The 21878-nt window shown below is 50.1% G+C and carries 13 protein-coding genes; 10 read left to right on the forward strand and 3 right to left on the reverse strand.

What is annotated here, in order from left to right; genetic code table 11:
* Nucleotides 1-28: 28 nt before the first annotated feature.
* The 3 genes from nifJ (at nucleotide 29) to PUQ60_RS00500 (ending at nucleotide 6330) form a co-directional block, all read left to right on the forward strand.
* Complete coding sequence (gene nifJ, locus PUQ60_RS00490; RefSeq protein ID WP_273417092.1) at nucleotides 29-3565, forward strand: pyruvate:ferredoxin (flavodoxin) oxidoreductase; 3537 nt, start codon at nucleotides 29-31, stop codon at nucleotides 3563-3565.
* A 298-nt stretch (nucleotides 3566-3863) separates the two neighbouring features.
* Nucleotides 3864-4787, forward strand: a complete 924-nt coding sequence (locus PUQ60_RS00495; RefSeq protein ID WP_273381484.1) for an alpha/beta hydrolase — start codon at nucleotides 3864-3866, stop codon at nucleotides 4785-4787.
* A gap of 145 nt (nucleotides 4788-4932) precedes the next feature.
* Nucleotides 4933-6330: a nucleobase:cation symporter-2 family protein gene (locus PUQ60_RS00500; protein ID WP_273482796.1), complete on the forward strand. Its 1398-nt coding sequence runs from the start codon at nucleotides 4933-4935 to the stop codon at nucleotides 6328-6330.
* Between the two features lie 146 nt (nucleotides 6331-6476).
* Here PUQ60_RS00500 and PUQ60_RS00505 read toward each other — a convergent pair whose 3' ends face one another.
* Nucleotides 6477-7601: an NTP transferase domain-containing protein gene (locus tag PUQ60_RS00505; RefSeq protein WP_273381002.1), complete on the reverse strand. Its 1125-nt coding sequence runs from the start codon at nucleotides 7599-7601 to the stop codon at nucleotides 6477-6479.
* Nucleotides 7602-7749: 148 nt separating this feature from the next.
* Between PUQ60_RS00505 and PUQ60_RS00510 the strand changes: the two genes are divergently transcribed.
* The 7 genes from PUQ60_RS00510 to codY all read left to right on the forward strand — a co-directional run bounded on the left by PUQ60_RS00510 (nucleotide 7750) and on the right by codY (nucleotide 17884).
* Complete coding sequence (locus PUQ60_RS00510) at nucleotides 7750-8613, forward strand: FAD binding domain-containing protein (protein ID WP_273392031.1); 864 nt, start codon at nucleotides 7750-7752, stop codon at nucleotides 8611-8613.
* Nucleotides 8614-8672: 59 nt separating this feature from the next.
* The gene (locus PUQ60_RS00515; RefSeq protein ID WP_107000403.1) at nucleotides 8673-9149 is read left to right on the forward strand and encodes a (2Fe-2S)-binding protein; all 477 of its coding nucleotides are present in this window, start codon (nucleotides 8673-8675) and stop codon (nucleotides 9147-9149) included.
* Nucleotides 9146-11458: a molybdopterin cofactor-binding domain-containing protein gene (locus PUQ60_RS00520; RefSeq protein ID WP_273381000.1), complete on the forward strand. Its 2313-nt coding sequence runs from the start codon at nucleotides 9146-9148 to the stop codon at nucleotides 11456-11458. The genes PUQ60_RS00515 and PUQ60_RS00520 overlap by 4 nt, the downstream gene beginning before the upstream one ends.
* A gap of 426 nt (nucleotides 11459-11884) precedes the next feature.
* A complete protein-coding gene (locus tag PUQ60_RS00525) occupies nucleotides 11885-13528 on the forward strand; it encodes a YifB family Mg chelatase-like AAA ATPase (RefSeq protein ID WP_273380998.1) in 1644 nt (547 codons plus the stop codon).
* Between the two features lie 103 nt (nucleotides 13529-13631).
* Nucleotides 13632-14864, forward strand: coding sequence for a DNA-processing protein DprA (dprA, locus tag PUQ60_RS00530; RefSeq protein ID WP_273380997.1), 1233 nt, complete (start codon nucleotides 13632-13634; stop codon nucleotides 14862-14864).
* Between the two features lie 9 nt (nucleotides 14865-14873).
* The gene (topA, locus tag PUQ60_RS00535) at nucleotides 14874-16943 is read left to right on the forward strand and encodes a type I DNA topoisomerase (protein WP_106999929.1); all 2070 of its coding nucleotides are present in this window, start codon (nucleotides 14874-14876) and stop codon (nucleotides 16941-16943) included.
* Nucleotides 16944-17086: 143 nt separating this feature from the next.
* Nucleotides 17087-17884, forward strand: coding sequence for a GTP-sensing pleiotropic transcriptional regulator CodY (codY, locus tag PUQ60_RS00540; RefSeq protein ID WP_022360247.1), 798 nt, complete (start codon nucleotides 17087-17089; stop codon nucleotides 17882-17884).
* A 244-nt stretch (nucleotides 17885-18128) separates the two neighbouring features.
* Here codY and purF read toward each other — a convergent pair whose 3' ends face one another.
* Both purF and PUQ60_RS00550 read right to left on the reverse strand, forming a co-directional pair.
* On the reverse strand, nucleotides 18129-19553 hold the full coding sequence (gene purF / locus PUQ60_RS00545) for an amidophosphoribosyltransferase (RefSeq protein WP_118491450.1): 1425 nt from the start codon (nucleotides 19551-19553) through the stop codon (nucleotides 18129-18131).
* Between the two features lie 174 nt (nucleotides 19554-19727).
* Nucleotides 19728-21827 carry a glutamine synthetase III gene (locus tag PUQ60_RS00550; protein WP_273379905.1) on the reverse strand — a complete coding sequence of 700 codons (2100 nt, stop codon included), beginning with the start codon at nucleotides 21825-21827 and terminating at the stop codon, nucleotides 19728-19730.
* Nucleotides 21828-21878: the final 51 nt, after the last annotated feature.

Genomic DNA, 21878 nt, shown 5'->3' on the forward strand with positions numbered 1-21878 from the left:
TTCACTATCAATAGGAGGAATATTCATTATGGCAAGAAAGATGAAAACCATGGATGGAAACCACGCAGCAGCGCATGCTTCTTACGCATACACCGACGTGGCAGCTATCTATCCGATTACCCCTTCTTCTCCGATGGCTGAGGCTACCGATGAATGGGCAACAGACGGAAGAACCAATATTTTCGGCCACACAGTTCAGATTACAGAGATGCAGTCTGAGGCAGGTGCAGCAGGTGCAGTACACGGATCTCTGGCAGCAGGTGCGCTGACAACCACGTACACCGCTTCCCAGGGTCTGCTTCTGATGATCCCGAACTTATACAAGATTGCAGGTGAGCAGCTCCCGGGCGTATTTAATGTTTCTGCTCGTGCACTGGCCAGCCATGCGTTATCCATCTTTGGTGACCATTCTGATATTTATGCGTGCCGTCAGACAGGCTGCGCGATGCTGTGTGAATCCAGCGTACAGGAAGTTATGGATTTAACCCCGGTTGCACATCTGGCATCCATCAAGGGCAAGATTCCGTTCATTAACTTCTTCGATGGTTTCCGTACATCCCATGAGATTCAGAAGATCGAGACCTGGGATTACGAAGATCTGAAAGATATGGCAGATATGGATGCAATCGATGCATTCCGTAAGAATGCACTGAACCCGAACCACCCGTGTCAGCGCGGTTCTGCTCAGAACCCGGATATCTTCTTTCAGGTAAGAGAGGCTTGCAACCCGTACTACGATGCACTTCCGGCGATTGTTCAGGAATACATGGACAAGGTCAATGAGAAGATTGGCACAGACTACAAGCTGTTCAACTACTATGGCGCTCCGGACGCAGAGCACGTTATCATTGCAATGGGTTCTGTCAACGATACCATCGAGGAGACGATCGATTACCTCGTAGCAGCTGGAAAGAAAGTCGGCGTTGTAAAGGTTCGCCTGTACCGTCCGTTCGTAGCCAGCGCACTGGTAGACGCTATTCCGGATACAGTTAAGCAGATTTCCGTATTAGATCGCACCAAAGAGCCAGGTTCCCTTGGCGAGCCGCTTTACCTTGATGTAGTAGCAGCATTAAAGGGTACAAAATTCGATCAGACTCCGATCTTCACAGGTCGTTATGGACTTGGTTCCAAGGATACCACACCGGCTCAGATCGTAGCTGTATATGAGAACACAACCAAGAAACAGTTCACCATCGGTATCGTAGATGATGTTACCAACCTTTCCCTGGAGCTTGGCGCACCGCTTGTTACCACTCCGGAAGGAACTGTAAACTGTAAGTTCTGGGGTCTTGGTGCCGACGGTACTGTAGGTGCAAACAAGAACTCTATCAAGATCATCGGCGATAATACCGATATGTACGCACAGGCTTACTTCGATTATGACTCCAAGAAATCTGGTGGTGTTACAATGTCCCACCTTCGTTTCGGTCATAAACCGATCAAATCCACCTACCTGATCCACAAGGCAAACTTTGTTGCCTGTCACAACCCGGCTTACATCCGTAAGTACAACATGGTTCAGGAACTGGTTGACGGCGGTACATTCCTGTTAAACTGCCCGTGGAACATGGAAGAGCTGGAGCAGCACTTACCGGGACAGGTTAAGAAGTTCATCGCTGACCACAAGATTAAATTCTACACCATCGACGGTGTTAAACTGGGTATCGAGACCGGTATGGGCCCGACCCGTATCAATACCATCCTTCAGTCCGCATTCTTCAAGCTGGCAAATATTATTCCGGAGGAGAGAGCGATCGAACTGATGAAGGCTGCTGCAAAGGCAACCTATGGTCGTAAGGGCGAAGATGTTGTTAAGAAAAACTGGGCTGCTATCGATGCAGGCGCTCAGAACGTTGTAGAGATTCAGGTTCCGGAAAGCTGGAAGAACGGCGAGGACGAGGGACTTGAGATGACTCACGCAACCGAGGGAAGAGCAGACGTTGTTAAGTTTGTCAACACCGTTCAGGCTGCTGTCAATGCTCAGGAGGGTAACAACCTGCCGGTATCTGCATTTACCGATTATGTAGATGGTACAACTCCATCTGGTTCCGCTGCATACGAGAAACGTGGTATCGCAGTCAATGTACCGGTTTGGAATCCGGACAACTGTATCCAGTGTAACTTCTGTTCTTATGTGTGCCCGCACGCAGTTATCCGCCCGATCGCGATGACCGAGGAAGAGGCTGCTGCCGCTCCGGAAGGAACAAAGACACTGCCGCTTACAGGTATGCCGCAGTACAAGTTCGTGATGACTATTTCTTCCCTGGATTGTACCGGATGTGGTTCCTGTGCAAATGTCTGCCCGGGCAAGAAGGGTGAGAAAGCACTTACGATGGTAAGTCTTGACAAGAATCTGGAGGCTCAGAAGGGTTATGACTACGGTCAGACACTTCCGATCAAACAGGATGTCATTGATAAATATAAAGAGACAACCGTTAAGGGAAGCCAGTTCAAACAGCCGTTACTTGAGTTCTCCGGCGCTTGTGCAGGATGCGGCGAGACTCCGTACGCAAAACTGATTACTCAGCTGTTCGGCGATCGTATGTACATTGCCAACGCAACCGGATGCTCCTCTATCTGGGGCAACTCTTCACCGTCCACACCTTACACCATGAACAAGGCTGGCAAGGGTCCGGCTTGGGACAACTCCCTGTTCGAGGACAACGCAGAGTTCGGTTATGGTATGCTTCTGGCTCAGAACGCAATCCGTGACGGCTTAAAGGGTAAGGTTGAGGCTGTGATGGCGGCAGAACAGGCGACCGATGAAGTGAAAGCAGCTTGCAAAGAGTGGCTGGATACTTACGGAATCGGTGCATTGAACGGCGCAGCTACCGACAAGCTGGTAGAGGCTCTGGACGGCATCGACTGCCCGAACTGCAAGGATATTGTGAAGAACAAAGACTTCCTCGCTAAGAAATCCCAGTGGGTATTCGGCGGCGACGGTTGGGCTTACGATATCGGTTTCGGCGGTGTTGACCACGTACTTGCTTCCGGCAAGGATATCAACATCATGGTATATGATACCGAGGTTTACTCCAACACAGGCGGACAGTCCTCTAAGGCAACTCCGACCGGTGCAGTTGCACAGTTCGCAGCAGGTGGTAAAGATGTGAAGAAGAAAGATCTTGCTTCCATCGCTATGAGCTACGGCTATGTATACGTTGCCCAGATCTCCATGGGTGCTGATTATGCTCAGACTGTTAAGGCAATCGCTGAGGCAGAGGCATATCCGGGTCCGTCCTTAGTCATTGCATATGCTCCGTGTATCAACCACGGTATCAAGAAAGGTATGGACAAGGCTCAGACCGAGGAGAAACTGGCGGTAGAGTGCGGTTACTGGCACAACTTCCGTTACAATCCGGCTGCAGAGGACAAGAAGTTCACTCTGGACAGCAAGGCACCGACAGGTGACTACCAGTCATTCTTAAAGGGTGAGGTTCGTTACGCATCTCTGGCTCTGAAGAATCCGGATAGAGCCGGCGCGCTGGATGCAAAGAACGAGGAAGAGGCAAAGGCTAGATACCAGTACCTGAACAAGCTCGTTACTCTGTATACAAACAACTAATGAATCACTGATTCATGAATATATGACATACGATATATAAAACGTATGACTGCAGAAGCTCCGTCGAAAGATGGAGCTTTTGTTGTGTAATAGGAAATTCCTTGGAATTCCCTATTACACAACAAGGCACATTCTTTTTTTAAGGGGGAAAATCGTATAATAGAGTGTTTTTGTGGTATCCTGTATATGAAAAGGATCTGAAAATTATATGCTTCAATAAAACAGGAAAATAAAAAATATTTCAGGCAATGTTGAGAGAGATAATTCGATATAGCATTTAGAAAGCGGGGAAATCAGGATGGCACAGGGCAAAGATTTTTATATTCCATTTCAGGATGGGAGCGGCAGAATCCATGGCATCTGCTGGGAGCCGGAGGAAACACCGTGGGCGGTCATTCAGGTGGCACACGGTATGATCGAGCACATTGGCAGATACGAAGAATTTGCACAGGCGATGAACCGGGCGGGGATTGCGGTCATCGGGCACGATCATCCGGGACATGGACGGACAGCAAAACCAGGTGAATTAGGCGAGTTCGCGGAGAAAAATGGTGTCCGCCGCGTGAACGGTGCGATGGCGCAGGTGGCACGTTTTGCGAAACACAAGTTTCAGGGCATTCCGCATATTCTTCTGGGGCACAGCATGGGTTCGTTTTTTGGACGCCGTTTTATCACGCATTATGGAGAATGGCTGGACGGCGCAATTTTCATGGGAACCGGAAGCCAGCCGGAACCACTTTTGTGGCTGGGCGGAACCGTCGTGGCAGTGGCAGCGTGGCTGGAAGGAAGAAATGGACGAAATGAGCGGCTGCACCAGCTGGTTCTTGGAAGCTATAACCGCTATTTTGAAAAAGGAAAAACGGAACATCAATGGCTGTCGCGCGTGACGGAGGAGGATGAAAAATACGAGGCGGATCCATACTGCCAGTTTTTATTTACCGATGGGGCATTCGTCGATTTTTTCCAGGTCATGCTGGATTTGAAGCGGAAGAGAGGCTTTGATGGAATTCCGAAAAATCTGCCGATTCTGCTGATATCGGGAGAGGAGGACCCGGTCGGAGAAGGCGGACGCGGTGTGCGGCGCGCGATGGAAGATCTGCAAGAAACCGGATGTACCAATGTGTCGATGCAACTTTATCCGGGGGCAAGGCATGAACTGTTTCATGAGATCAACCGGGAAGAGGTATTTGGTGATATTGTGGACTGGGTAAGTAAATTATAAGTAATACTTATAACTTACTTAATGAAAAATAATATACAAATGAAAAAACAATCTTTACAGTTCATATGCTTTTTTTTATAATTGAGAATGTTTTGGAAACTGTGTAAAAAGGTAGTTTTAAATTGGGTACAGGGAGAGAAAATCTATGGAAAATGAAAAGAAATTTACGGGACCTGCCTATGAGTTTGAGGCGAAGATGCCGTTAAAACAGGCGATTCCGCTGGGACTGCAGCACGTGCTTGCGATGTTTGTTGGTAACTTGACACCACTTCTGATCATCACAGGCGCCTGTGGTATCACGGGCGGAAACGATCTGGCACAGCTGCAGATCGAGCTTCTGCAGAATGCGATGCTGGTGGCGGGACTGATCACGCTGCTGCAGTTATTTTCGGTTGGTCCGGTCGGCGGCAAGGTTCCGATTATCATGGGAACCAGCTCTGGTTTCATCGGTGTATTCAACAGCGTGGCGGCTACGATGGGCGGCGGTATTTTAGCGTACGGCGCCATTATGGGTGCTTCGATCATCGGCGGTCTGTTCGAGAGTGTGCTTGGATGCTTCTTAAAGCCGCTTCGCCGATTTTTCCCGTCGGTCGTAACAGGTACGGTCGTTCTTTCGATTGGTCGGTCATTGATCGGGGTCGGCGTCAATTCCTTCGGCGGCGGCAGCTCAGCGCAGGACTTTGGTTCCATGGAAAATATGCTGCTTGCTATTTTTGTCCTGATTGTGATTCTGGCAGTGAAGCACGGAACGAAGGGATATTTAAGTTCTTCCTCGATTCTGGTCGGAATTATTGCCGGTTATGCTGTAGCATTCATCATGGGTCTGGTGCTTCCGCACACGGGCATTGCAGCGGACGGAACCGAATATACCAAAGCATGGGTATTAAACTGGGATAAGGTAGCACGGGCGAGCTGGATCAGCATTCCGGCGATCGTCCCGGTTAAAATTGTCTTTGATATGCGCGCGATTTTGCCGGTTCTTATCATGTTTATTGTAACCGCTGTTGAGACGGTCGGAGATATTTCCGGTGTCGTTGAGGGCGGTATGGACCGTGAGGCGACCGATAAAGAGCTTTCCGGCGGCGTTATCTGCGATGGACTTGGTTCCAGTATTGCGGCGCTGTTCGGTGTTCTTCCGAACACTTCGTTCAGCCAGAACGTAGGTCTGGTTACGATGACAAAGGTAGTCAACCGCATGGCACTTGCAACCGGCGCGGTATTCCTGATTCTGTGCGGTCTGATTCCGAAGCTGGGTGCGATCGTTTCGATCATGCCGCAGTCGGTACTGGGAGGCGCAGCGGTTATGATGTTCTCTTCGATCGTAGTTAGCGGTATTCAGCTTATCACGAAAGAGAAGATGACTTCACGCAACCTGACCATCGTCTCTGTTGCACTGGGTGTTGGTTACGGCATGGGTGCACATGCAACCATCCTTTCCAAGATGCCGGAAGCAATTCAGCTTGTATTCGGCGGATCTGGTATCGTTCCGGCAGCTTTCATGGCGATTATCCTGAATGTGCTGCTGCCGAAGGATGAGGCGTAAGAAATAGGAAGATTAGAAAAAGGTTATAGGTACATAAAAATATAAGATCCATCTATAAAATATGGAATGTATGGCTGAAAGTGATACGTAGATTGATAAAAAGGGACTGGCATCATGCTGCATGTGTGATGTCAGTCCTTATAGTTTTATTCGATTGTTACCAGATTCTCCAGGCGTTTGAGCTCCTCCGGCGTGTCTACATCCATCAATTCCTCCGGCACTTCGGCAGTCACATACTGGACAACGTCCGGATGCTGGCGGAGAACATGGCTTCCGCCAGCTTTTTCCGGCAGATGGAGCAGTTCGTCAAAATATGCCCGGTCGAAGAGAATCGGGCTTCCGACGGTGGTTGAGACGGAAGGTTCGGGAGAAGCCGTCATTTGGACGCTGCAGAGCTGTACGATCGGTGATTTTTCTGCAATTCCTGAATTCTGAGGCAATTTTGATTTCAAAATGGAAAAATCAGAATCTGGGAAAACAGATTCAGAGTGACGTGGTGATATTTTGCATTCGAGATAGCGCCGGCATATCCGTTCCAGTGTCCGCGGACGCAGAAGCGGCTGATCGCCGAGTGCAAAGAGACAGCCTGATAAATCCGGGTGCCTTTTTAACATGTGTGTAAGTCCTAGGCAGAGCGCCTCGTTCCGATTGGGAAGTGTATGAATCAGCACCGGAATTCCCAGGGACTGACAGTAATCGTGAACCTCCCGGGAGCGCGTCACAACGAGACGATCGGCAAAGAGCGGAACAGAACCGGTCACATCCAGAACCGAGTGGATGAGCGGAGCACCGTGGAACGAAGCCATGAGCTTGTTCGAGCCGAAACGTTTTCCAAGACCGGAGGCCATGATGATGCAGGCGATCCGGACATCGTTTGAATTTTGCAAACAAGTGAAAGAGGGTGTTTGTGTTCCAGAAGAGTAAAAAACAGATTTCCGCCTGCAAAAAAATTCGTCATATAACTGTTGCCCACTCTCCGTACATGCATCCCGATATGCCTCATACTTAGCTAGAAACTCCCTCGCCTCCGCCGTCATCTGGCTGCCTCCGCCGCCTTTTCCGCCGGTGGTGCGGACGGTCAGTGGAAATCCAAGCGTGGCTTCGGCGGAGCGGATAATCCGAAGTGCTTTTGTATACGCCATATTCATGGACAGAGCGGCGGAGCGGAGCGAGCCGGTTTCATCGATGGCATGAAGAAGCTGACGAGGACCTTCGCCAAAGAAACGATGGTTTTCGTCGTTGCAGAGGTAGGTACGGATGGATGGTTTCATAGTTTTTGTCAAATCCTCCTAATCTTTTCTGGAAAAAGGGGTCTCGTTGTATTTTAAAAATAACAACGGAATTATACCATGTTTTATGCTATAATAAAAGATGGATAAGTTTGTTATTTAAGAAATAGATGAAAAAGAGGAAAAACCTATGATGACGATTCGAGAATATAAACGGGTAGAAAGCCTGGAGGAAGCCTGGGAGCTGAATCAGAAAAAAGCGAACCGGGTGATAGGCGGTATGATCTGGCTGAAGATGAGCCGGGGCAATGTAGGAACCGCGATTGATATTTCAGGGCTGGGGCTGGATCAGATAGAGGAGACAGAGGATGCGTTTGAGATCGGCGCGATGGTTACCCTGCGCCAGCTGGAAGAACATCCGGGACTGGCGGCATACACAGACGGTGCCATGCGCGAGTCGGTGCGCCATATCGTCGGCGTGCAGCTTCGGAACCTGGCGACAGTCGGAGGCAGTATCTATGGCAGATTTGGATTTTCAGATGTCCTGACGATGTTCCTGGCGATGGACACCGAAGTGGAACTTTACAAAGCTGGACGGATGCCGTTGGTGGAATTTGCAAAACAGATCGGCGGCCGGGACATTTTAGTCAAATTAATTGTCCATAAAGACAAAGCCGTATATCACTACCAGTCCGTGCGGAATACGCAGACTGATTTTCCAGTACTGACCTGTGCAGCGGCGAAACGGGCGGATGGAGCATATCGTTTTAGCATCGGTGCGCGTCCGGGGCGTGCAGTGTTGTTCGAGGCATCAGCGGAGACAATACAGGCGCTTATAGAGGAAAAGCAAAAGGCTGAAACAAAAGCAGATGCGGATGCCGATACCAGAGAAAAGCAGGACAAGGCGCAGACCGGGAAGAAAGCAGCCTGTCTTGCAAAGTGGATCCGTGATCAGGTTCAGACGTCTTCCAATATGCGCGGCAGCGCTGAATACCGGAAACATTTAACCGGTGTTCTGATAAAGCGGGCGGTGCGTGTGCTGGAAGAGTGCTAAACGAAATAGGACAATAAAATGATCGTATAACAGTATGAATATTAGGAGATTCACATATGATGCAGATAACGATTACTCTAAATGGAACGAAGATTTCCCCGGAGATTGAACCGGATACGCTTCTGATTGATCTGGTACGCAGTCAGGGCTGTTACAGTGTCAAGCGCGGCTGCGAGACGGCAAACTGCGGACTCTGTACCGTATTTCTGGATGAAAAACCAGTGCTTTCCTGTTCCGTGCTGGCGGCGCGGGCGGACGGTCACAGCGTGACGACGCTGGAAGGACTCCAGGAGGAGGCAAAAGAATTTGGCGCATTCATTGCCGATCAGGGAGCCGAACAGTGCGGCTTCTGTAATCCAGGCTTTATCATGAATGCGCTGGCGCTGTTCCGGGAAAAAGAGTTCCCGGAGGAGGATGAAATCCGCGAATATCTGGCAGGAAACCTGTGCCGCTGTTCCGGTTATGAAGGACAGCTTCGCGGCATTCTGGCATTTTTAGACTGGAAGAGAGAAAAACAGAAGGAGGCGGCAGAATGAGAGTAGTCAATACTTCTGTACGAAAAAAAGATGCGATGCAGCTGGTAACCGGACAGCCGGTTTACGTGGATGATCTGGCGCCGCAGGACTGCCTGATCGTCAAACTTCTGCGTTCCCCGTATGCGAATGCGATGGTAAAAACGATCAACACCGCGATCGCAATGAAAGTTCCGGGCATCGAGGCAATTTATACCTGGGAGGATGTGCCGCAGGATGCAAAGCGCTACACACAGGCGGGGCAGACATACCCGGAGGCGAGCCCGTATGACCGTCTCCTGATCGACCGCCATGTCCGTTTTCAGGGCGATATTGTGGCGATTGTAGCAGGAAAAGATGAAAAATGTGTCGATAAAGCACTTCGCCTGATCAAGGTACAGTACGAAGTCTTAGAGCCGGTTCTGGATTTCCATACGTCAAAGGACAACCCGATCCTGGTTCACCCAGAGGACAACTGGGAGAGTCTTGCTCCGGTCGGCGCAGACAACAAGCGCAACCTCTGCGCGCACGATGAGTGCGGCAACGGGGATGTCGAGGCGGTTTTAAAGGACTGCGACATCGTGATTGACCATGTATACCACACAAAGCCGTGCCAGCAGACGATGATGGAGACATTCCGTACCTATTGTTCGATCGATACCTACGGAAGATTAAATATTTTAAGTTCCACGCAGATCGTGTTCCACTGTCGCAGAATCGTGGCAAATGCGCTTCATATCCCGAAGTCGATGGTGCGCGTGAGCAAGCCGAGAATCGGCGGAGGGTTTGGTGCGAAGCAAACGGCGGTCTGTGAAGTGTATCCGGCATTCGTTACCTGGATGACGAAAAAACCATCGAAGCTGATTTATAGCCGGATGGAGACACAGACGGCGTCTTCGCCGCGCCATGAGATGGAGATGCATGTGCGTCTGGGAGCGATGAAGGACGGCACGATCCGCGGCATCGATCTTTACACATTGTCCAATACCGGTGCTTACGGCGAGCATGGACCGACAACCGTTGGGCTGTCAGGACACAAATCGATCCCGTTGTATGGAAGTGTTGAAGCATTCCGCTTTATCAGCGATGTTGTCTATACGAATATCATGTCGGCAGGCGCGTACCGTGGCTATGGTGCGACACAGGGACTTTTCGCGATCGAGTCGGCGGTCAATGAGCTGGCAGACCAGATTCAGATGGATCGCTTTGAGATCCGCCTGAAAAACATGGTTAAAGAGGGCGATCTGATGCCAGCATATTATAATCAGGTTAATACAAGCTGCGCACTCGACCGTTGTGTAAAAAAAGTGCGTGAGATGATCGGCTGGGAAGACAAATATCCGGTGCGTGACATGGGCAATGGCAAGGTCCGCAGCGTCGGCATGGGTATGGCGATGCAGGGATCGGCAATCACGGCGATGGATGTCGGAAGTGCCCGTCTCAAAGTCAACGACGAAGGGTTCTATACATTGTCGCTCGGAGCGGCAGATATGGGAACCGGCTGTGACACGATTCTGGCGCAGATTGCGGCGGAAGTGCTGGAATGCCCAATCGACGCGATCACGGTGCTGGGCGCGGACACGGATTCATCCCCGTATGACTCAGGTTCTTATGCATCGAGTACGACCTATCTGACCGGAAAAGCGACCGAACGGTGTGCGCTGCGCCTGCGTGAGCAGATCTGTAAACTGGGTGCAGAGCTTCTGGGCGTCCCGGCGGATGCAGTGGAATTTGACGGAAAAGAGGTATTCACAACCGAAAAAGCCGGGGATGAGACGAAGAAGATCGCTCTGGCTGATATCGCAACGGCGTCCATGTACGGGCATGAAATTCCGCTGGAGGTAACCGAGTCGAGAACCGCCCACATTTCCCCGCCTCCGTTTATGGCAGGTGCGGTTGAGCTTGAGATTGATATGGAGACAGGCGAAACCAGCGTTATTAATTATGCGGCAGCGGTAGACTGCGGTACACCGATCAATCCGAATCTGTCCCGCCTGCAGGTTGAGGGCGGTCTGATGCAGGGAATCGGCATGGCGCTGACGGAAAATATTACCCGCAATGCACAGGGTGGTGTGCGTGAAAATTCCCTGATGCAGTATAAGATTCCGACCCGGATTGACTATGGACATTTAAACGTCGAGTTTGAGAGCAGTTATGAGCCATCTGGTCCGTTCGGAGCAAAGTCGATCGGCGAGATTGTTATCAACACGCCGCTTCCGGCGATTGCTGATGCGGTGTACAATGCAGTCGGAAAACGATTCTATGAGCTTCCGATCACGCCGGAGCAGATTGCACGCGCGGCGGCAGAGAAGCTGGGAGAAGATTTTGTTTAAAGAGATAGATTAAAAACAAAAAGCTGCAGCAGAATGTTATATGTTAGCATTTTGCGGCAGCGTTTTGTTTTTTGTGCGCACAATGTCAATTAATTAGTGTCATAGTTCTAAGCTGTTTTGGCTTGCATTCTGCCGCAGGTCTATATATAATGAAAGAGTGAATATCTATTTTAGGTCTGGTAAATCTGATTTCATGATTCAAATCTATTTATTTTAATTTCAAATCAAATTCAAGTAGAATCTCTTTTATCTCAGTTGAGAAGACCCCACCTCTTTTGGGTGATATCAATTTCAGAGAAAATAAGATTGTTATAATATATTTTTAATTCTAAAAATTCAAAATATCATTAAAAGTATCCAAATTTTAAGCCTGTATGATATGAAAAATACAAGGCAAGGTAAAAAATCAATAATAGGGGGAAATATATGTTCAGTAAAATAAACAGTTTCAGCACCCGCGGCATCGATGGCTACCGGATCACGGTGGAAGTTGATGTGAGTAACGGATTGCCGAGTTTTGTCATGGTGGGCTACCTGGCGGAGGAGGTGCGGGAGGCGCAGGAGCGCGTTCGGACCGCACTTCGGAATGCGGGGTTTTGCCTGCCGCCGAAGCGGATCACGGTCAATTTATCGCCAGCCGGGGTGCGGAAAGAGGGAACGGGGTGTGATCTGGCGATCGCGGCAGGAATTTTGAGGTGCTTGTGGGAACAGGGTGAAAAGGCAAAAATAAGAAAGACGGATGAAACCTGCCCGGAAATGGATGGGATGGAAGATGAGGAGAATAATTCTGCACCGGATTGGGACCAATGGGCGTTTATCGGTGAACTGGGTTTGGACGGCAGCATCAAGCCGTTGACCGGTGTTCTCTCGATGGTCTATGAAGCGCGCCGCTGCGGAATGAAACGGGTTTTTCTATCCGAAGAGAATGTACAGGAGGGACGGGCTGTGGATGGAATCGAGATCGTCGGAGTCCGGGATGTGAAAGCGCTGACGGGTTGCCTGCAGCATCCGGAACAGATTCACGGACAATGGTTCACACCCGATCTGTTTCAGGCGGGACAGGAAGAATTTGACGTCGATTTTGATGAGATCGTCGGACTTCCGCTGGTGCGGCAGGCAACCGAGGCAGCAGCAGCGGGGCGTCACAACATTCTCTATATCGGACCGGCTGGAACGGGAAAAACGATGGCAGCTCGGCGTATTCCGACAATTTTGCCGCCGCTTACGCTGGAGGAAAGCATTGAAGTTTCGAAGATATACAGTATCTGCGGTCTCCTGAAGCCAGACACGCCGCTGGTTTTGCAGCGTCCGTTCCGCAGTCCGCATCACAGCACGACCGCCCAGGCGATGGCAGGCGGAGGACGAAATCCGAAGCCCGGGGAGATCTCACTCGCCAGTTATGGAACCCTCTTTTTAGATGAGTTAACGGAGTTTCAGCCGAAAATTTTGGATCTGCTGCGTCAGCCGATGGAGGAAGGAAGCATCACGGTTTCCCGTCTCAACCAGACGGTTGTATTTCCGGCAAAAACGATGATTGCGGCGGCGATGAATCCCTGCAAATGCGGTTTTTTCCCAGATTTGGGAAAATGCCGTTGTACTCCAACCCAGATCCGCCGGTATCTGAACCGCGTTTCGGGACCATTTTTAGATCGGATCGATATTGGGGTGGAAGTACCGCGGCAGGATTTGGGGATGATGGCTGCAGAGAAAAGTATAGATGAGGGGAGTTTTCCACAGACAGAGCAGAGGAATTCCTCCGCTGTCATGCGCGCCCGCGTCATGGAGGCGCGCGCTCGACAGGAAAAGAGGTTTGCAGACGAATCTATCTCCTATAACAGCCAGATGACCCGCCGCCAGATCGAAGAGTATTGCCGTCTGTCCGGGGAAGATGCGGTATTTCTGGAAAAGGTCGAACGGCAGCAGGGAATCAGTGCCAGGGGACACGGAAAGATTTTAAAAGTAGCGCGCACACTTGCCGATCTGGATGGACAGGCGGAGATCGGGCGGACGCAGTTAGCGGAGGCGATAGGATTCCGGAGTTTTGAAAAAAAATATTGGGGGAGTCTCTGAAAAGAAGCATGTCTAAAAGATTGAAAGAATAAAAAGTTTAACAAGGGTTGTAATTGTTATATGGTAAAAGGCAGCCGATCTGACATATATAGGGGGAAAAGATATGGAAATAGGAAAAGAAGAGAGCAATGTACAGAATGCTCAGCTTTCTATGCAGGAACTATATGGAAAAACACAGGAACCGTCGCATAAAAATGTGCTTCTGACAGAAAATATGCAGTATTCCGACCGTGAGCGCATCCATGCCTACTGGCTATCGCGAGTGGATGGAATCGGCGCGGTGACGGCGGCTAAATTATATGAATCGTGCGGCAGTTTTGAGAGAATCTATGAGCGGGTTTTATATAATAGGAAGAAACTGGATCCGTTTATATGCTCCTTTCTCGGAAAAGCTGTGAAAAAGGGGCTGGAGGAAGCGGTTCCGCTCTTCAAACAGCGCGTGGAAGAATACGATAGGCTGGAGGAACAGGGGGTACGTTTCATTCTGTGCGGTGAGGCGGCATATCCGAAGCGCCTGACGCATATCTATGATAAACCGATGTGGCTGTTTGTGCGTGGAATGCTTCCAGAAGATGCGAAACCATCCGCGGCAGTCATCGGGGCGCGCAGCTGTACGCCGTATGGACGACAGGAGGCAGAGTATTTCGGCCGGATTCTGGCAGAAAACGGCGTGCAGGTAGTGAGTGGCATGGCGCTGGGGATCGATCAGGCGGGGCATAAGGGCGCGATGGATGGCGGTGGACTGACGTATGCCGTGATGGGCTGTGGGATTGACACCTGTTATCCGCCATCCGGCATACGGCTGCATGCGCGCATCCGTGAACAAGGCGGCATATTGTCAGAATATGGACCGGGTGTACCGCCGACGGCATCCCATTTTCCAATCCGGAACCGGATCATCAGCGGACTTTCCGACCTGGTGCTGGTCGTGGAAGCGCGAAAAAGAAGCGGTTCCCTGATTACGGCGGATCTGGCGCTGGAGCAGGGAAAAGAGGTATTTGCGCTGCCGGGACGGCGCATCGATCCGCTCAGTGAGGGCTGCAACCGGCTGATTGCACAGGGGGCGGGGATCGTGACGAAACCGGAGGATGTGTTGGATTTCTTCCATATAAAATGTAAAAATTCTTGTAAAAAAACAATAAAATCAGTAAATGCACTTGCCAAGTCGGAAAAAATGGTGTATAGTTGCCTAGATTCACAACCGAAACATCTGGAAGCGGTCATGAAAAGCTGTGGGGTGACAGCTGGGGAATGCATGACTGCGCTTTTGAATCTGGAAATGCAGGGATTGATCCTGCAGCCAATGAATCAATATTACGTTAGGAAGATTGTATAGAGGTCTGTTATGGCAAAAAATCTGGTTATTGTAGAGTCTCCGGCGAAAGTCAAGACAATTAAAAAATTTTTGGGTTCCAACTATGAGGTGGACGCCTCCGGCGGTCATGTGCGCGACCTCCCTAAGAGTACGCTGGGGGTGGACGTAGAGCATGGATATGAGCCGAAGTATATCACCATCCGGGGAAAGGGCGATGTGTTGGCGCGTCTGCGGAAAGAGGTTAAAAAAGCGGATAAGATTTATCTCGCAACTGACCCGGACCGCGAGGGAGAGGCGATCTCCTGGCACCTGATGAAAGCATTAAAGCTGGATGAACAGAAAGATAAAAAGGTTTACCGTATCAGTTTCAATGAGATTACAAAAAACGCCGTCAAGGCATCTTTAAAAGAGCCGCGTGCCATCGATGAAAATCTGGTGGATGCACAGCAGGCGAGACGTATGCTCGACCGTATGGTGGGTTACCTCATCAGCCCGCTTCTCTGGGCGAAGGTCAAGAGAGGACTCAGCGCCGGTCGTGTGCAGTCGGTCGCGCTGCGTATGATCTGCGACCGTGAGGAAGAGATCAATGCGTTTATACCGGAAGAATACTGGACGCTGGATGCACAGCTCCACGTACATGGCTCCAGAAAGAAGCTGACCGCCCATTATTACGGCGATAAGGACGGCAGGAAGGCAATTCACAGCAAAGAGGAAGTGGAGGCGCTTATGAAGCGTCTGGAGGGCTGTGAGTACGAAGTGCGCGATGTGAAGCTGGGCGAGCGCGTGAAGAAGGCGCCGATCCCGTTTACGACCAGTACGCTGCAGCAGGAGGCATCCAAGACGCTGAATTTCTCAACGCAGAAGACGATGCGCCTTGCCCAGCAGCTCTATGAGGGCGTGGATATCAAGGGACGCGGCACAATCGGTCTGATCACCTACCTGCGTACCGATTCCACCCGCATCGCGGCAGAGGCAGATGCGGCGGCGAGAAGCTATATCGGCGACCAGTTTGGGGCAAGTTACGTGTCCGAGGCGCCGGCAGCGGCAAAATCAGACGCCAAGATCCAGGACGCACACGAGGCGATCCGTCCGACCGACATTACACTGACGCCGGTACAGGTAAAAGAACAGCTTTCCAGAGACCAGTTCCGTCTGTACCAGCTTATCTGGAAGCGCTTCACGGCGAGCCGGATGCGCCCGGCGGTTTACGAGACAACCTCCGTCAAGGTAGCAGCCGGAGAGGAGCTTTTTACCCTGTCGGCGTCCAAAATCAAATTTGACGGCTTCATGTCCGTCTATTCACAGGACGAGGATAAGGAGACCGACGGCGTTCTGAACGAGTCGCTGGAAGCAGGCATGAAGCTGGATTTAAACCAGTTAGAACCGGCACAGCATTTTACACAGCCACCGGCACATTATACAGAGGCGTCGCTCGTCAAGGCGCTGGAAGAGCAGGGCATCGGACGGCCAAGTACCTATGCACCGACCATCACGACAATCATCGCGCGCCGCTATGTAGCGAAGGAAAATAAGAACCTCTATGTGACGGAGCTTGGCGAGGTAGTCAACCGGATGATGAAGAAGGCGTTCCCATCCATCGTTGATTTGCAGTTTACGGCAAATATGGAGTACCTGCTCGACAGCATCGGGGACGGCACGATCGGCTGGAAGACCGTTATCGAAAACTTTTATCCGGATCTTGACAAGGCGGTTAAAGAAGCGGAGAAGACGCTTGAGAGCGTCAAGATTGCTGACGAGGTGACGGATGTGATCTGTGACCAGTGCGGGCGCAACATGGTAATTAAGTATGGCCCGCACGGCAAATTCCTTGCCTGCCCGGGATTCCCGGACTGTAAAAACACGAAGCCGTACCTGGAAAAGATCGGCGTGAAGTGCCCGAAATGCGGTGGTGAGATTGTCATCCGTAAATCGAAAAAGGGCAGAAGATATTACGGCTGCGAAAATAACCCGGACTGCGATTTTATGACCTGGCAGAAACCGTCAAAAGAAATGTGTCCGAAATGTGGACATATTATGCTCGAAAAGGGAAATAAGCTTCTTTGTTCTAACGAAGCCTGCGGTTTTGTAAAAAACTCATAAAAACTCTTGAAATAGATATTAATTATTAAAAAAAATGAAAAATACAGAAAAACTCTTGCTATTATACGAAAATCGTGTTACAATTCTTACAGGTTAGGATCGAATTCTAATTTACGATAAAGGCAAAGGAGGTAACTGGTAAAATGAGCGTTCAATTACTGGACAAAACTAGAAAAATTAATAAGTTATTGCACAACAACCATTCTCATAAGGTTGTGTTCAATGACATTTGTGAAGTCCTCAGTGACATACTGGAATCCAATATTCTCGTAATCAGCAAGAAAGGTAAAGTACTCGGAGTTGCGATTCATGAGGGTGTGGATGAGATCGAAGAGTTGATCAAGGATCAGGTCGGCGGTTTTGTTGACCGTATGTTGAATGAACGCCTTTTAAGCGTTTTGTCAACGAAGGAAAATGTCAACCTTGCCACATTGGGATTCGCTGAGGAGAACGTGAAGAAGTATCAGGCGATCATCACGCCTATTGATATATCCGGTGAGAGACTGGGTACTCTGTTCATCTACAAATCAGATGCACAGTACGACATCGACGATATCATTCTGAGTGAGTACGGAACCACTGTTGTCGGACTTGAGATGATGCGTTCTGTCAACGAGGAGAATGCAGAGGAGACAAGAAAGATCCAGATCGTTAAATCAGCGATCAGCACCCTGTCCTTCTCCGAACTGGAAGCAATTACCCACATCTTTGATGAGCTGGAAGGCAACGAGGGCATTCTGGTAGCCAGCAAGATTGCAGACAGAGTCGGCATTACCCGTTCCGTTATCGTCAATGCACTCCGCAAGTTTGAGAGTGCAGGCGTTATTGAGTCCCGTTCGTCCGGTATGAAGGGAACCTACATTAAGGTTCTGAACGATGTTGTATTTGACGAGTTGAAAGCGTTAAAAGCGCAGAATAACCGTCCGTCATCCAATGTATAAAAACATATAAGACATTTTAAACAAAAACAAAAGTTTTGACAAAACGTGAAAAAGTGTGAGGGATAAAAAAGGACTCGGTGAGAGCCCTTTTTTATGTAATAGGAAATTCCTTGGAATTCCCTATTACACAAAAAGGCACTAACGTGCCAATGATGCGCACTCGCGCGAAGCAGAAACATGTCGCAAGCGACCGCGCTCGGCGCGAGAATGTGCCAAGGCACATTCTTTTTCATTTGCGAAATATTTATTCTAATGCATCCTTAATCTCCCCATCCGGCACATCCATCGGATAGTTTCCGGTGAAGCATGCCGTACAGAGCGGCAGTCCGCCTGCCATCTCCTCGAGATCTTCAACCGGCATATATCCAAGCGAATCCGCACCGATCTCCCGGCAGATTTCTTCGACGGAATGACTGCTGGCGATGAGCTGTTTATTGGAGGGGACATCGGTACCGAAATAGCAGGGGAAGAGGAATGGCGGAGAGCTGACGCGCACATGGACTTCCTTCGCCCCGGCTTTTTTGAGCATGCGGATCAGGTTTTTCATCGTCGTACCGCGCACGATAGAGTCATCGACGAGGACAATGCGTTTTCCCCTGACAGCCGGTTCCAGAATATTAAGCTTGATACGGACGCTATTTTCGCGTTCTTCCTGGGTCGGTTTGATGAAGGTTCTGCCGACATAGCTATTTTTATGGAAAATAATCTCATATGGAATGCCGGATGCCTTCGCATATCCCATCGCGGCGGTCAGGCCGGAATCCGGTACACCGGCGACGAGGTCGGCATCGGCAGGGAAGGAATGTGCGAGAGCCGCGCCGCCGCGCAGCCTTGCCTCATAGACGCTCACATCATCGATGTGGCTGTCGAGGCGGGCAAAATAGATGTATTCGAAAACGCAGTGCGCCCGTTTTTCCTGCTGCAGGCTTTTATCAGAAAAAACGCCGTCGCGGGTGATGGTCACGATCTCACCCGGTTCGATATCACGGATAAATTCGCCGCCGACCGAGGTGATGGCACAGCTTTCCGATGCCATGATCCAGACATTTCCCTTTTTGCCGAGGCAGAGAGGACGCAGACCAAATGGGTCACGAACACCGATCAGCTTGCGCGGGCTGGAGATAATCAGGGCATAAGCGCCGCGTGTTTTTGCCGCGGTCCGTTTGATTGCCTCTTCAGCGGTCGGGGCAGCCAGACGTTCTCTGGCGATGTGGAACGCGATTACCTCTGAATCCATCGTCGTCTGGAAGATTGCGCCGGTTTCTTCAAGCTGGCGGCGCATCTCAAACGCATTTACCAGGTTTCCGTTGTGCGCCAGACAGAGTGTTCCCTTAAAATACTTAAGTACCAGTGGCTGTGTGTTTTCGATGGTAGAAGAACCAGTTGTGGAGTAGCGGACATGACCAACTCCCAGATTGCCGCCGAGGCGTTTTAACGTCTCCTCATGAAATACCTCATTGACAAGTCCCAGCCCTTTGTAGCAGTTGACAACGCCCTTTGGACCGTTCGTGTCACAGACTGCGATGCCGCATGACTCCTGACCGCGGTGCTGGAGTGCGCTGAGTCCGTAGTACATATCTCTGGCAACATCGCCGCCCTCCAGGTCAAACATTCCAAATACGCCGCATTCCTCACGAAGCCCGGTTTCGTATGTGAGTGACTCCCTCATGATATAAACCTCCTTTGTATTCAAGATACCTGAATGATAAGAAAATAACAGGGATAATAACCCAAAATTGACTGCAAAATATCAGTATAAAAGACAATATACCAATATTTTGCAGCCAAATCATAACACATTTTTCTCGATTTTTCAATCAAGTCATAATATTGACATGTCAGATTATACGGAGAACAGCAGTTCATCGTAAGTCGGATACGGCAGGAAGAAATCCGGAATCAGGGCTTCTGCGGTATCAACGCTGCTTCTCAAGTCATCCATCTTGGCAAGAATCGTATAGTGGAAATATGTAACCTTCTCGATATTATCTTCCATGGATTCTGCCGCTTTTTCAGCCTCTGCCAGTGCTTCGGTTTTCTCGGAAATCTCGGTGTAGAGACCGGACAGCTTCTCAAGCAGTTTGCTCTCGGCGCTGATCGGTGCGTCCGGCAGGATTGCCTTTGTCTTTGCGGCGGTTTCAGCCAGCTCCTTGCAGTAGGAGAGGACGGACGGCAGGAAGGTCTTCTTCATCATCGAAAGCATCGTCTTTGCCTCGATGTTGATGGTCTTGATGTAGTTCTCTTCCTTGATTTCGTAGCGGGAGAAGAGTTCCTCCTTGGTGTAGATGCCGTGTTTCAGGAACAGTTCTACGTTTTTCTCAGCAATCAGGCGCGGAAATGCCTCTGCGCAGCTCGGCAGGTCGAAGAGTCCGCGTTTGTGAGCTTCCTCTACCCATTCGCTGGTGTAACCGTTGCCGTTGAATACGATGTGGCGGTGATCACGCAGCACTTCCTTTAAGAGCAGATGGATTTCTGCCTCCAGAGCCTTGCCTGAAAGACCTTCCAGACGGTCTGCAAATTCGCCTAAAACTTCAGCTACGGCTGTATTGATGACAATGTTCGGTTCCGATACAGAGAGAGCGGAACCTGGCATACGGAACTCGAATTTATTGCCGGTAAAGGCAAACGGAGAAGTACGGTTGCGATCGGTTGTATCTTTGATAAAGTGCGGCAGAACCTTTGCGCCCGGCTTCATGGTCTGGACTTCTTTTGCCTCAGATTCGAGATCTTTTTCCACAATATCGAGAACTGCTTCCAGATCATCTCCGATAAACATAGACACGATAGCTGGCGGTGCCTCGTTACCGCCCAGACGGTGGTCATTTCCAGCAGTTGCAACTGATACGCGGAGCAGATCGCCGTAGACATCGACTGCCTTGATCGTTGCGAACAGGAAGAGAAGGAATTGTAAGTTCTTTGCCGGATCGCGGTCCGGATCAAGAAGGTTTTCGCCGGTGTTGGTCGATAAAGACCAGTTGTTGTGTTTACCGCTTCCGTTGATGCCCTCAAATGGTTTCTCATGGAGCAGGCACACAAGGCCATGTTTTTCTGCCACACGTTTCATGATTTCCATGGTGAGCTGGTTGTTGTCAACTGCCACATTGGTAGTCGTGTAGATGGTGGCAAGTTCATGCTGCGCCGGAGCTACCTCGTTGTGTTTGGTTTTTGCCGGAATACCGAGCTTCCAGAGCTCTTCATCCAGTTCTTTCATGAAAGCGGAAACTCTCGGACGGAGAGCGCCGAAATAGTGGTCATCCATTTCCTGACCCTTCGGAGCTGGTGCGCCAAACAGAGTTCTTCCGCAGAACTTCAAATCGCTTCTCTTATTAAACAGTTCTTTATCAACCAGGAAATACTCCTGTTCCGGACCAACGGTGGAGACAACGCGGGTCACATCTTCATTTCCGAAGAGCTTCAGGACACGCAGCGCCTCGCGGTTGATGGTTTCCATCGAACGCAGAAGAGGGGTTTTGGTATCAAGTGCCTCGCCGCTGTAGGAACAGAATGCGGTCGGGATGCAGAGTGTATCGTCTTTAATAAATGCCGGGGAGGTTGGATCCCAGGCTGTATAACCTCTTGCCTCAAAGGTGGCACGAAGTCCGCCGGATGGGAAACTGGATGCATCCGGTTCGCCCTTTACCAGCTCTTTGCCGGAAAAATCCATGATGACTTCGCCATCGCCAACCGGGTTGATGAAACTGTCGTGTTTCTCAGCGGTGATGCCGGTCATCGGCTGGAACCAGTGTGTGAAGTGAGTTGCACCATTTTCAACGGCCCATTCCTTCATTGCAACTGCGACTGCATTTGCAATATCGAGATCCAGATGGCTGCCATTTTCAATCGTTTTGCGGAGTGCCTTATAAACATCTCGCGGCAATTTGCTTTTCATGACTTTGTTGTTGAATACAAGACTTCCATACAGTTCAGGGATGTTTTTTTTCATAACTCATGTCTCCTTTCAGGTTTTATGTCTGCGATTTTGTGATGATTAAAT

The sequence above is a fragment of the Clostridium sp. AF02-29 genome, assembly GCF_934835585.1.
Classification (GTDB): Bacteria; Bacillota; Clostridia; order Lachnospirales; family Lachnospiraceae; genus Otoolea; species Otoolea fessa.